The organism is Umezawaea sp. Da 62-37 (assembly GCF_032460545.1).
GTDB lineage: Bacteria > Actinomycetota > Actinomycetes > Mycobacteriales > Pseudonocardiaceae > Umezawaea.
The window spans coordinates 5381550-5393719 of the sequence record NZ_CP135965.1; the positions used below are offsets into that span (position 1 = coordinate 5381550).

The following is a 12170-nucleotide window of genomic DNA, read 5'->3' on the forward strand; positions in this document are numbered from 1 at the left end:
GGGCGTGGCGGTGCTGGCGGTCTTCGTCGTGCCGGTGTCCAGGTCGTCGACAGCGAGGTGGTCGGCACCGTGCACCACCGGCTCGTCCCTCGTCCTGAGGAACACCAGTCCGACGCAGACGACCCCGACGGGGACGAACGCGAACTGGTACCAGTAGAAGAACGGCAGCCCGAACGCCTCGGGTTTGGCGAAGTTGAAGAACGGCGTGATCAACATCAGCAGTGGAACCAGCAGGAGCAGGTTCCAGTTGCTCCAGCGCAAGCTGGACTTTGGGTCAGAAGGCATGTTGCCCCTCCGTACGGCCCTGGTTACTCAGGTGTTTCGAGATGTTAGGCCGGGAGGGTCTTGGACGTCACCGTGTCGTGTGGATCGACTGCGGATTGGACTGCCAAATCGTGACCGTCTAACGACCGGTCAGCCTAGTGACCAAATGAGACTCGGCCGTGTCGAAGTAGCGGAGCAGCTCCTGTTCGGCCTCGACCACGGAGTCCGCGTCCAGCAGCGCCACGATGGCGAGGTTCATCGGCAGGTAGTCCTGGTAGAACTCGCGCGGGTTGCCCATCACGTGGAACGCCAGCCGCAGTTCGGCCAGCAGCCGCTGGACCTCCTCGTCGAGCCGGAGGCTGCCCGCGAGCGCCGTGACCGCCCGGTGGAAGCGGATGTTGGCCGTGCCGACGTCGATCCAGTTCTCCGTCTCGGCACCGCGCACGCCGAACCGGACCGCGTCGCGCACGCCCTCGCGGGCCTCGTCGGTCGCGTCGGTCCACCGGCGGATCGCGCCGCACTCGATCACCCGGCGGGCGGCGTAGATGTCCGCGACCTCCGCGACGCCCGGCTCGCACACGAAGACGCCGCGGCTGTGCTCGTGCACCAGCAGGCGTTCGTGGGTGAGCAGCCGGAACGCCTCGCGCAGGGTGTTGCGGGAGATGCCGAGCGCCTCGGAGATGGCCTTCTCGTTGAGCTGGAGGCCGGGGGTCAGCTCGCCGTCGAGCATCCGGTCGCGCAGCTTGTCCGCGACCCGTTCCGCACGGGCGCGGTCCTGGCTGAGGCGGTCGTCGGCGAGGGTGCCCAGCCAGTCGTGCGACGGCGCGGTGCTCATGGGGCCAGCTTACCGGTTTGGAGTATTGTCGGATTGTTCAACAATCTTTACTCTGGCGGTAGGGAGGTTGGCCATGGATCTCAACGCGGACCTGGGGGAAGGCTTCGGCCGGTGGGCGCTCGGCGACGACGAGGGGCTGCTGGACGTCGTGACGAGTGCGAACGTGGCCTGCGGCTTCCACGCGGGCGACCCGGACACCATGCGGCGGACCTGCGAACTCGCCGCCGAGCGCGGTGTCGCGGTCGGGGCGCACGTCGGCTACCGCGACCTGGCCGGGTTCGGCCGCAGGTTCCTGGACGTCGAGCCCGCCACGCTGACCGCCGAGATCCTCTACCAGCTCGGCGGGCTGGACGCGTGCGCGCGGGCGGCCGGGGTGCGGGTCAGCTACGTGAAGCCGCACGGCGCCCTCTACAACGCGCTGGTCAGGCACGAGGCGCAGGCCGATGCCGTGGTCGACGCGGTGCGCGCCTACGACCCGACGCTCACCGTCCTCGGCCTGCCGGGCGCGGTGTGGCTCAAGCGCGCGGAGGTCGCCGGGCTGCCGGTGCGGTTCGAGGCGTTCGCCGACCGCGCGTACACGACGTCGGGCGGGCTCGTGCCCCGCGGCCGGGCTGGCGCGGTGCTGACCGACCCGGTGGAGATCGCCCGGCGCTGCGTCCAGCTCGCCGTGGAGAGCACCGTCACCAGCGTCGACGGCTTCCCCGTCCGGGCGAGGGTCGACTCGATCCGCGTGCACGGCGACAACCCGAACGCGGTGGCCATCGCGGGTGCCGTGCGCCGGGCGTTGACGGCCTCCGGTGTGAAGTTAAAACCTCTCAACCGGGAAAACCGCAGGCTGACGGCGTGAGCTGAACGATCGGGGTACCGCCACTGGGAGTGACCGGCCACTATCGCACGGTGACACACATCTTCCGGCTGCGCGCCGCCGTGCCCGCGGCGGTCGCCCTGTCCCTGCTCATGACCCCCGCGGTCGCGTTCGCCCAGGACGCCGCTCCGGCTCCCTGCTTCGACACCACCGCTCCCCTGACCGTCGAGGAGCAGCGCCTCGACGACACCCTGGTCGCGGGCGGCCCCGCCGTCGGACCGGAACTGGTCCGGCTCGCGGGGTTCACCCCGGCGGTCGAGAAGTTCGCCGACCGGCTGTGCCGCACGACCTCCGCCCGGTCCGCCGCCCAGCTAGTCAGCACCGCGGGCGGCGACCTGTGGCGTTCGGCGGTCAAGCGCGCGCAGAGCACCCAGACCACCTGGGACGCCTACGACGACCGGCCGCTGTACTGGGCCCGGCTGCACCTGACCAGGGCGCTGCGGCAGTGGTCGCCGCGGTTCGGGCTGGACGCGGCCGCGCGCGCCGGGCTCGTCGAGTCGGTCGACCGGGCCTCGCGCGGGGTGTCGGACGTGAAGTTCCCGCAGCAGGACGGCGTGCGGCGGATCGTCGTGACCGGCTTCGACCCGTTCCAGCTCCAGGGCTCGTCCGTGCGCCGCGGCAACCCGGCGGGCGCGACCGCGCTGCAACTCGACGGCAAGGTGTTCGACACCCCGCAGGGCAAGGTCGTGGTGCAGGCCGCGGTGCTGCCGGTGCTGTGGGGGGCGTTCGACGAGGGCGTCGTCGAGTCCGTCTACGGCGCGGCGTTGCAGGCCAAGGTCAAGCCGGACGCGTTCGTGACGGTCAGCCAGGGCAGGCCGGGCCGGTTCGACGTCGAGCGCTGGGCGTCGCGCTGGCGCGGCGGGTTCCCCGACAACGACGACGCCTCCGCGGTCGGCCCCGTCCCGGACGCGGCGGGCTGGCCGCAGCCCGCGACGGAGTTCATCGAGACCACGCTGCCCTACCAGAAGATGATCGACGCGGGCACCGGCCCGTTCCCGGTGCAGCTCAACAGGTCGTTCTGCGAGTGGCCGGTCGGCACGCCCGGCACCGGCCCGATGTCGTGCCGCAGCGACGAGCCGACGCCCGGCGCGGCCGCGGCGTCCGGTGGCGGCGGTGACTACCTGTCCAACGAGAGCATGTACCGCGCCAACCGCGTACGGACCGGCCTCGGCGCGACCGACGTGCTCGGCGGGCACCTGCACACCCCCGTGCTCACCCAGCCGATCGACCCGGCGGCGCTGACCGACGCCGCGTTCGAGGCGCAGCGACGGGAGATCACCGACCAGGCCGTGGCGCTCGTGGGCACCGTCTGATTCTCTCCACAGCCTGTGCACAATTCCGTGCACAGGCTGTGGACAACTCGGCTTCATCGCAGTTCAGGCACTGTGCACAGTTGTGCACAACAGCGGAAGACCCGGTGGACAACGCTGGCCACCGGGTCTTCTCCACGCCTCACACCATCAGCCGAGGCGTTGCTTGAGGGACTCGAACTCGTCGCGCAGCGAGCTCGGGAGCTTGTCGCCGATCTTGGTGAACCACTCCTCGATGAGCGGGATCTCGGCCTTCCACTCGTCCACGTCGACCACCAGCGAGGTCTCGATGTCGGCGGTCGACGCCTCCAGGCCCGACAGGTCGAGGGCGTCGGCGGTCGGCACGTGGCCGATCGGGGTCTCCACGGCGGCGGCCTTGCCCTCGATGCGCTCGATCGCCCACTTCAGGACGCGCGAGTTCTCACCGAAACCGGGCCACAGGAAGCTCTTGTCCTCGCCGCGGCGGAACCAGTTGACGTAGAAGATCTTCGGCAGCTTCGCGGCGTCGGCGTTCTTGCCGACCTCGATCCAGTGCTTGAAGTAGTCGCCGGCGTTGTAGCCGATGAACGGCAGCATCGCCATCGGGTCGCGGCGCACGACACCGACCTTGCCGGTGGCGGCGGCGGTCGTCTCGCTGGACAGCGTGGCGCCCATGAACACGCCGTGCTGCCAGTCGCGCGACTCGGTGACCAACGGGATCGTCGTGGCGCGGCGGCCGCCGAAGAAGATCGCCGAGATCGGCACGCCCTTCGGGTCGTCCCACTCCGGCGCCTTGATGTCGCACTGCTCGATCGGCGTGCAGTAGCGGGAGTTCGGGTGCGAGGACAGCTCGCCGCTGTCCGGCGTCCAGTCCTGCTTCTTCCACGAGGTCAGGTGGGCCGGGGGCTCGCCCATGCCCTCCCACCAGACGTCGCCGTCGTCGGTCAGCGCGACGTTGGTGAACAGCGAGTTGCCCTTCGCGATGGTGCGCATCGCGTTCGGGTTCGTGTGGTAGTCCGTGCCGGGCGCCACGCCGAAGAAGCCGTTCTCCGGGTTCACCGCGTACAGGCGGCCGTCCTCGCCGAAGCGCATCCAGGCGATGTCGTCGCCGAGCGTCTCGACCTTCCAGCCGGGGATGGTGGGCTCCAGCATCGCCAGGTTCGTCTTGCCGCACGCCGACGGGAACGCCGCGGCGACGTAGTAGACCTTGTTCTCCGGCGAGGTCAGCTTGAGGATCAGCATGTGCTCGGCCAGCCAGCCCTCGTCGCGCGCCATCACCGAGGCGATGCGCAGCGAGTAGCACTTCTTGCCCAGCAGGGCGTTGCCGCCGTAGCCCGAGCCGAACGACCAGATCATCCGCTCTTCGGGGAACTGGGTGATGTACTTCGTGTCGTTGCACGGCCACGGCACGTCGGCCTGGCCGTCCTCGAGCGGCGCGCCGATCGAGTGCAGCGCCTTCACGTACTTGGCGTCCTCGCCGAACTTCGCGAGCGCCTTGTCGCCCATGCGGGTCATGATGTGCATGGAGACGACGACGTATTCGGAGTCGGTGATCTCCACGCCCAGCATGGGTTCATCGGCTTCGAGCGGGCCCATGCAGAACGGGATGACGTACATCGTGCGGCCGCGCATCGAGCCCCGGTAGAGCTCGGTCATGATGGCCTTCATCTCCGAAGGGTCCATCCAGTTGTTCGTGGGGCCGGAGTCGGCCTCGTCCAGCGAACAGATGAAGGTGCGCTCCTCGACCCGCGCGACATCGGTCGGGTCGGACGCCGCCCAGAACGAGTTCTGCTTCTTCTTGAGGGGCACGAAAGTCCCGGCGTCCACTAGCTTTCCGGTGAGCCGTGTCCATTCCGCGTCGGTTCCGTCGGCCCACACGACCTCGTCCGGACAGGTCAGTTCGGCGACTTCGCGGACCCAGGACAGCAGGCCAGCATGGTTGGTAGGTGCCTTGTCGAGACCGGGAATGGTCACTGCCGTCATCTCGTCTCGTCTCCTGACTAGCGCCACAGGCCCACACGGACGTCGTCGCCCGGCATGGGACGACAACGTCCTCGGAAATAGCTCCACAACGTCCGGGAGAACCGGACGTTCTGCGAAGGGGATGGCCCGAGGCTAGCCGGGTCAATCCCCGGTTACCGGCACCTGACCTGTCGGCTCCCTCACAAGACCGATTCTGGAATCGATTCAGCACCCGTTTACCAAGCCGCCGACTGTGACCTGCGCTTTGATCGGGGAAAAGCAAGGGCCCCGTGTGCGTTGATCGCCACACGGGGCCCGCTTTTCCCTGCGAAGTATGGAAGCGCTCTCAATGGTCTAGGCCAATGAGCATTTCCGTTGGATTCAGTTCGGACTGATCCACTGACCCGTCGTGGAATCGATTCGCACGACCCCGGACACCGAGCCGAACGGCTCGTCGTGCTCCACCCACACGTCGTCGGACTCCGACAGCACCCCGCTCTTGCTGTCCGCCACGTACTTGCCGTTCGAGTCGATGTGCCCGCGCTCCACCTCGGTCCAGGTGTCCTCGCCGGTGTGCTCGGTCATCGTCACCTGACCCGACCGGGTGATCTCGGTGGCCAGGTCCGCCTTGCCGTCGCCGTCGGAGTCGGTGAACAGCCAGGTGTCGCCGTCCTCGTCCTTCACCACGGCCGTGTCGGCCCGGCCGTCGCCGTCGGTGTCCTCGGTCGGCACACCGACGTTCTGGTCGCCGGTGTCCGTGTCCACGACCATCGTGCGACCCGCGTTGGTGTTCGTCTGCTCGTGCGCGTCGGTCGGGTCCACCGCGATCCACTCACCGGAGTGGTCGTCGAACCGGGCCTGCGCGACCAGCTTGCCGTCGTGGTCGAACGTGCTCATCAGGTCAGCGTCGCCGTCGTGGTCGGTGTCGGTGAACGCCAGGTGCCCACCGTCGTCGGTCTCCACGACCGCGCTGTCCTCGATGCCGTCGCTGTCCAGGTCGAAGGTCGTCTCGGCGGTGTACTCCTCGCCCTCGACGGTGACCTTGAGCTCGCCGTTGGCTCCGCCGTTCTCGTCGATGTACACCGGGTCACCCTCCAACGTGTTGCGTACCGGTAGGACCCACGGTAGGCCTGTTCGGTTCCGAGGGGGTGGTCACACGCGGTCCCGAACCGTGCGGATCCGTCCCAGGAGCTGGTCGGCCAGCGCGCGACCGGACCTGATCTCGGACTGGCGGCGGGTGACGGTCTGGAGTTCGCGGCCGCGTTCGCCCGCCTCCATGCGGAGGGCCTTGTCGACGTCGCGGAGTTCGACCTCGATGGCTTCGACGCGCTTGCTGAGGGCGTCGTCGAGGGCGAGGGACAGGTGTTGTTCGGCGACGATCAGCTGTTCGGCGACGATCTGGTCGACGGTGGAGCGGGCGTCGGCGATGGCGTCGGAGAGCCACTGCTTGAGGTGCTGCTTGTCGGCCGTGTGCTTGCGGGTCCTGGCCATCCACCAGCCCGCGCCGAGGCCGAGGACGACGGTGACCGGCAGGACGATCGGGTTCAGGGCGGCGACGCCGAAACCCGCCAGCGGCAGCACGGCGAGGCGGCCCGCGCCGAGGCCGCCGGAGACGCCCATGAACACCAGCAGCTTGTCCTCGGCGGTCGGGGGGCGCTTGTCCGGCGGGCGCAGCACGACCGGCTGGTGCGGGCCGCGGGCGAACTGGGAGCGGATGACGGCCAGTTCGTCGGGGGAGAACAGTTCGGCCAGCGAGGTGTCGGTGACCTGGGACAACCGGCTGGCCAACAACGCGCTCAACCTGCCGGACACCACCTGGAGCGCGGCGTCGACCTGTTCGGGCAGCTTCGCCAGCGCCTCGCGGTCGGCGACGTCGATGGCCTGGCGGAACCAGCTCTGCACGTCGCGCATCTGCCTGCTGACCTCGTGCGCGCACTCGACGCGGGCCCGCTGGACCTCGCCGCGCAGCTTGAGCTGCCAGCCCCTGGTGGACGACCGGCGCTGGGAGTTCAGCTCCTCGCGCCGCGCGCGCAGCACCTCGGCCTCCTCCTCGCCGGTGCTCAGCGCCCGCTGCTCGCCCGCGAGCCGGACGTCGAACTCGGCCAGCACGGTGGTCAGCGCGCGCAGCGCGTTCGCCTCGGCGAGCATCGAGGCGCGGCCGACGACCAGTTCCTGCAACGCGGCCTGGAGGGCGGCGATGCCGGACCGCTCCCGCAGCATGGCGGCGGCGTCGGGGTTCGGGGCCTTGCCCGCCATCTCGAACATCCGCGCGGACACGGGGTGGAAGACGGCGTCGGCGAACCTCGGCGCGTGCTCGGACAGCAGCGCCTTGTTGGCGTCGAGCAGCTCGCGCCACCCCCGGTACTGGTCCGTCTTGGTCAGCGCGAACACGACGGTCTCCACGCGTTCGCCGACGCTGTGCAGGAACGCCAGCTCGCCCTTGGTGAACGGGGCCGACGAGTCGACCACGAACAGCAGCGCGGTGGCGGACGCGGCGGCCTCGACGGCCAATTCGCCGTGCACGGTGTCCAGGCCGCCGACGCCGGGGGTGTCCACGACGGACATCCGCTCCAGCAGCGGCACCGGCCCGTCGACCTCGACGTACCGGGGCGGCAGCTCGCCCTCGGGCAGGTCGTGCGCGGCGGACACCCAGTTGACCAGCTCGGACGGCTCGAACGGCACGGGTTCGAGCACGCCGGGGTAGCAGGCGCGGCTGGCCCACCGCTCGCCGTGCTGGAAGACGAGGTAGGTGCTGGTGGCGACCTCGGCGTCGACCGGCGACAGGCCCGGTGTGGCCAGCAGGGCGTTGACCAGCGAACTCTTGCCGCGGTTCGTCTCGCCGACGACGACCACGCTGGGCGTGCGGTCGCGGACGGCGCGGACCTGGTCGACCCAGTCCGCCGCCTTCGGATCGATCTCGCGGACCAGCGCGGTCAGCTTCTCCCTCGCCTGCTTGACGGTCTGCGGCAGCGTCAAGGTCATGTCCTCGCCGTGTAGACCGTGACGATCGGCGGTCGCAGGGTGCGCTCGCGGTCGGTGAACCCGACCACCTCGGTCTCGGCGACCACGCCGTCCAGCGCCGGGTCGTCGGTGGGCACGGTGCCGCCCGCCTCGTGCCGCGACGGGTCGAAGCGATCGCCGTCGGGGCGCACGGCCCGCACGCCGACGGAGGCGAGCGCCTCCTCGATGCGCTCCACGACACCGGCGCTGCGGGCGCGGTCCAGGGCGTAGAGGCAGAGCTTCACCAGCGCGCGCCGTTCGGCCAGCGCCTGGTCCAGGAGTTCGTCACCGATCGTGTCCATCGTTGGTGCCGCCACATCGGCTTGCGACGCGGTCGCCACCGCGTCGGTTCCGTCCACGCTCATCGCTGCCCCCCGCCGCGGAGTTGCTGCCAGATCAGGAAGTACGCCCGGTGCACCACGTGCGCCACCCTGCTCTGGGCCGGTGTGGCCCCGAACGAGGCGAAAGAACGCCACCAGGCCGCCCGTTCCAGCGCGTACGCGGCCAGGTCGGGCAGCGGTCGGCCGCGCAGGCCGAGCTGGTCGGGGATGTGCGGGCTGCCACCCACCCGCAGCACCTCCTCGGCCAGTTCGGCGGGCATCGCGACCGCGCCGGAGGTGACCAGCGTCAACGCCTCCAGCAGCCGCAGCTGGTGCGCTTCGGGCTTGGCCAGCAGCACCTCGATCGCGTTGTGCACCCGCTGCCGCTCGCCCGCGTCGCCGGACGCCTGGGCCAGCGCCGTAACCGACGCGAGCGCGGCGGCGGCCTTGATGCCGTCGGCGCGGACGCGGAACACCGCGTTCAGCTTGGCGCGCACGCCGTCCAGGCCGGAGGAGTCGAGGAGCTTGCGCCGCAGCGCGCCCGCGGTGATCGCGGGTTCGGCGGCCAGCGCGGTCAGCGCGCACCGCACGCCGTAGAGGTCGAGCCGCTCCATCAGCCGCACCCGCACGCCCGTCGGGACCTCGCAGTCCCAGCTGGTGAAGAGGTCGGTCGACATCAGCATCATCTCGAGCGTCGCGGCGTCCAGCTCGGCGATCTTGCGCAGCGCGTCCGCGTCGGTCGAGGTGAACCCGCCGGTCTCGGCGGACTCGGCGACCAGGCCGATCACCGGCAGCACGTCGGCGACCCTCGGCTTGAGGATCTGCGCCTGCTTCTCCGCGATCAGCAGCGCGGCCTTCCAGGTGTCGCCGTCGGAGCCCTCGACCGACTCGGGCGCGATGGTGTCGGCCTTGTTCAGCACGGCGATCGCGTTGACCGGCCCGGCCTCCCGGCTCGCGGTGGCCGCCGTGAACGCCGCCAGCGCCTGGTGGTCGTCCGCCCGCACGCCCTGCGTCACGACGTAGAGCACGGCCTCCGCGCCCGCGACCGCGTTGCGGGACACCGGGTCCAGGTCGCCCGCCGCGCCGAGCAGCGCCTCCGTGCGGGCGACCGACGCGGCGTCCAGCGAGCCGAGACCGGGGGTGTCGATCACGGTCAGGTCCCGCAGCACCGCGTTGGTGAGGTACGCCTCGATGTGCGACACCTGCTCCACGTCGACGCCGAGCGAGGCGGGGATCATCCCGTCCGCGTCGAACGGCAGCACCTGCTTGCGGCCGTCGGTGAAGATCACTTCGATCCGGTCGACCGTGCCGTACTGGAACCGGGTGACCAGCCGGGTGCACTCGCCGACCGCGGTCGGCGCGACCCGGCGGCCGATCAGGGCGTTGACCAGCGTCGACTTACCGGACTTTATCCGGCCCGCGATCGCGACCTGGAGCGGCGCGGACAGCCTGCGCAGCACCTCGCGGAACCCCGCGGCGGTCTCCGGGGACACCTGCGGCTGCAACGAGACGCACAGGTTCGCGACCGCGGCCGAGAGCGGTCCGGCCAGTTGTCGCCCCGTAGCCGTGGTCACGCGGCAAATCGTGCCACGACGGTGTGAACCGCGGTGCCCGTTCGTTTCCAGACCACTCGGCGTGGGTAGTCGGTGACCGGACGTTCGTTCGCGGAGGGAGCCAGTCCGATGGACCAGAGCTACGCCGTCTTCCTGCTGCTGGGGGTCGTGCTCGTCGTGATCGACGGGCAGCTGATCTACTTCAGCGGTCGGGGCTACTTGACCAAGGCCTACGGGAACGCGGAGTCCGCGCGATCCATGAACCGGCTCGTCGCGGTGCTGTTCCACCTCGTCGTCCTGGGTGTCCTCCTGCTGATCTCGACCATGGACATCGACACCGGCGACCCCGTCAAGGACGTGGTGTGGCGCCTGGGCATCGTGCTGCTGCTGCTCGCGGTGGCGCACGGCGCGACCATGGCGATCCTGGCCCGCATCCGCGACCGGCAGATCCAGCAGGCGATGGTCGACGAGATGGCCGAGGAGCACCGCCAGTTCGACGAACGGCACCAGGGCATCCCCGAGGCGCGCGTCGAGACCCGCACCCCCCGGTCCTTCCGCAAGCCCGTCGACACCACTCCCGAGGTCGACGTCGAGCCTCCGGTGAAGCCCTACTCGGGCAGGTAGGCGGCCCGGACCGCCGCGACCGCGTCGTCCACCCCGATCCCTCAAGGCCGCCCCGGCGAACTCCGCCGCGGCGGCCTTGAGCGCGTTCGGGCCCGGCGGCCCGGTCCTGCGCCGGGGCCGGCAATCAGCCTGGAGGCGTACGCACGTTCAACCCGTGGCGCGACGCGCGTGGTTCGCCGGGTACCTAATCTTGCTGTCGTGCAGCGGTTGAGCCTGTGGATGCGAGCGCACCCGGTGTTCGGGGACTCCCTGATCGCCGGGCTGCTGTTCCTGGCCGACCTGACCTCGTTCGCGAGCAACGACCGGGTGTCCAACGGGGCGATCTTCCTGGTCGGGCTGCTGCTCACCGCGCCGGTGGCGTTCCGCCGCAAGTACCCGCTGGGCAGCAGCTACCTCATCCTGCTCGGCGGGTTCCTCCAGCTGATGACGCACGGCGGCCTCGAGGACGGCCTGCCGGTGCGGGCGGGTGATCTCGCGCTGGCCATCGCCCTGTACACGGTCGTGGCCTACGTGGGGAGGCAGCCCGCGCTGCTCTACACGATGGGTCTGTTCGTCGGGACGCTCATCTGGGCGGTGTGGCGGATCGCCGATCCCACGCCCGCGGTGTTCCTCACGATCCTGGTCGCCGCGATCTTCGGGTTCAGCTGGGCGCTCGGCTCGTTCGTCGGGGCGCGGCGGGCCTACCACTCGGAGTTGGAGCAGCGGCTCAAGCTGCTGGAGACCGAGCGCGACCAGCAGGCCAGGATCGCGGTCGGCGAGGAGCGGTCGCGGATCGCCCGCGAGCTGCACGACGTGGTCGCGCACGCGGTGAGCGTGATGGTCGTGCAGGCCGACGGCGCCGGGTACGCGATCCGCACGAAGCCGGAACTGGCGGAGGCCGCCGTGAAGACGATCTCGGACACGGGCAGGCAGGCGTTGACGGAGCTGCGCAGGCTGCTCGGCGTGCTGCGCAGCGAGGACCAGTCGGGCACCCAGTGGGCGCCGCAGCCGGACGCCCGCGAGCTGGCGAACCTGGCCGAGAACTGCCGGGCAGCGGGGCTGCCGGTCCGGTTGGAGATCACCGGTGACGTCGACCAGCTGCCGGTCGGCCTCGGCCTGAGCATCTACCGGATCGTCCAGGAGGCGCTGACCAACACGCTCAAGCACGCGGGCAGCGGCGCTAGCGCGGTGGTGAAGGTGCTGCGCACCGGCGAGAAGGTGGTGATCGAGGTGACCGACGACGGGTACGGCACACCGCACGACCTGGTCGCGGTGTCCGGCGGCAACGGTCTCATCGGCATGCGCGAACGGGCCGGTGTGCTCGGCGGCACGCTCGACGCGGGCCCCAATCCCGGCGGTGGCTGGCGGGTTCGCGCCGTGCTCCCGCTGATCGCGTCCTAGGGCCTGTTTCGCCAGTCTCGTTCGATTGGAGTCGCGCCTGAGGTGGTTCCTGGCGGTGCGGCCGAACGGGCCGCGTAC

The 12170-nt window shown here is 70.4% G+C and carries 10 protein-coding genes and 1 pseudogene; 4 read left to right on the forward strand and 7 right to left on the reverse strand.

Annotation, left to right across the window (positions count from 1 at the left end):
- Positions 1-30: 30 nt before the first annotated feature.
- Both RM788_RS24580 and RM788_RS24585 read right to left on the reverse strand, forming a co-directional pair.
- A pseudogene (locus RM788_RS24580) lies at positions 31-285 on the reverse strand (DUF3311 domain-containing protein); the annotation flags it as partial.
- Between the two features lie 118 nt (positions 286-403).
- Positions 404-1099, reverse strand: coding sequence for a GntR family transcriptional regulator (locus RM788_RS24585; RefSeq protein WP_315934110.1), 696 nt, complete (start codon positions 1097-1099; stop codon positions 404-406).
- Positions 1100-1172: 73 nt separating this feature from the next.
- Here RM788_RS24585 and RM788_RS24590 point away from each other — a divergent pair, with 73 nt between their 5' ends.
- On the forward strand, positions 1173-1946 hold the full coding sequence (locus RM788_RS24590) for a LamB/YcsF family protein (protein ID WP_315934111.1): 774 nt from the start codon (positions 1173-1175) through the stop codon (positions 1944-1946).
- Positions 1947-1996: 50 nt separating this feature from the next.
- The gene (locus RM788_RS24595; RefSeq protein WP_315934112.1) at positions 1997-3277 is read left to right on the forward strand and encodes a pyroglutamyl-peptidase I; all 1281 of its coding nucleotides are present in this window, start codon (positions 1997-1999) and stop codon (positions 3275-3277) included.
- A 147-nt stretch (positions 3278-3424) separates the two neighbouring features.
- On the opposite strand, the gene RM788_RS24600 is transcribed toward RM788_RS24595, so the two are convergent.
- From RM788_RS24600 to RM788_RS24620, 5 genes are all read right to left on the reverse strand, one after another.
- Positions 3425-5236 carry a phosphoenolpyruvate carboxykinase (GTP) gene (locus tag RM788_RS24600; protein WP_315934113.1) on the reverse strand — a complete coding sequence of 604 codons (1812 nt, stop codon included), beginning with the start codon at positions 5234-5236 and terminating at the stop codon, positions 3425-3427.
- A gap of 360 nt (positions 5237-5596) precedes the next feature.
- Complete coding sequence (locus RM788_RS24605; RefSeq protein WP_315934114.1) at positions 5597-6298, reverse strand: DUF6802 family protein; 702 nt, start codon at positions 6296-6298, stop codon at positions 5597-5599.
- Positions 6299-6367: 69 nt separating this feature from the next.
- Positions 6368-8197 carry a dynamin family protein gene (locus tag RM788_RS24610; RefSeq protein WP_315934115.1) on the reverse strand — a complete coding sequence of 610 codons (1830 nt, stop codon included), beginning with the start codon at positions 8195-8197 and terminating at the stop codon, positions 6368-6370.
- A complete protein-coding gene (locus RM788_RS24615) occupies positions 8194-8580 on the reverse strand; it encodes a nucleotide exchange factor GrpE (protein ID WP_399344674.1) in 387 nt (128 codons plus the stop codon). Before RM788_RS24615 ends, RM788_RS24610 begins: the two co-directional genes overlap by 4 nt.
- A complete protein-coding gene (locus RM788_RS24620; protein ID WP_315934116.1) occupies positions 8577-10109 on the reverse strand; it encodes a dynamin family protein in 1533 nt (510 codons plus the stop codon). Before RM788_RS24620 ends, RM788_RS24615 begins: the two co-directional genes overlap by 4 nt.
- Before the next feature lie 108 nt (positions 10110-10217).
- On the opposite strand from RM788_RS24620, the gene RM788_RS24625 reads away from it, so the two are divergent.
- Complete coding sequence (locus RM788_RS24625) at positions 10218-10712, forward strand: hypothetical protein (RefSeq protein ID WP_315934117.1); 495 nt, start codon at positions 10218-10220, stop codon at positions 10710-10712.
- Between the two features lie 219 nt (positions 10713-10931).
- Positions 10932-12092, forward strand: a complete 1161-nt coding sequence (locus tag RM788_RS24630; protein ID WP_315934744.1) for a sensor histidine kinase — start codon at positions 10932-10934, stop codon at positions 12090-12092.
- The last annotated feature ends 78 nt before the right edge of the window (positions 12093-12170 follow it).

What these genes read in the sequence shown, in the direction of transcription:
- RM788_RS24585 (WP_315934110.1), bottom strand. Translation starts at nt 1,099, where the DNA reads ATGAGCACCGCGCCGTCGCACGACTGGCTGGGCACCCTCGCCGACGAC.
- RM788_RS24590 (WP_315934111.1), top strand. Translation starts at nt 1,173, where the DNA reads ATGGATCTCAACGCGGACCTGGGGGAAGGCTTCGGCCGGTGGGCGCTC.
- RM788_RS24600 (WP_315934113.1), bottom strand. Translation starts at nt 5,236, where the DNA reads ATGACGGCAGTGACCATTCCCGGTCTCGACAAGGCACCTACCAACCAT.
- RM788_RS24610 (WP_315934115.1), bottom strand. Translation starts at nt 8,197, where the DNA reads ATGACCTTGACGCTGCCGCAGACCGTCAAGCAGGCGAGGGAGAAGCTG.
- RM788_RS24615 (WP_399344674.1), bottom strand. Translation starts at nt 8,580, where the DNA reads ATGAGCGTGGACGGAACCGACGCGGTGGCGACCGCGTCGCAAGCCGAT.
- RM788_RS24625 (WP_315934117.1), top strand. Translation starts at nt 10,218, where the DNA reads ATGGACCAGAGCTACGCCGTCTTCCTGCTGCTGGGGGTCGTGCTCGTC.
- RM788_RS24630 (WP_315934744.1), top strand. Translation starts at nt 10,932, where the DNA reads ATGCGAGCGCACCCGGTGTTCGGGGACTCCCTGATCGCCGGGCTGCTG.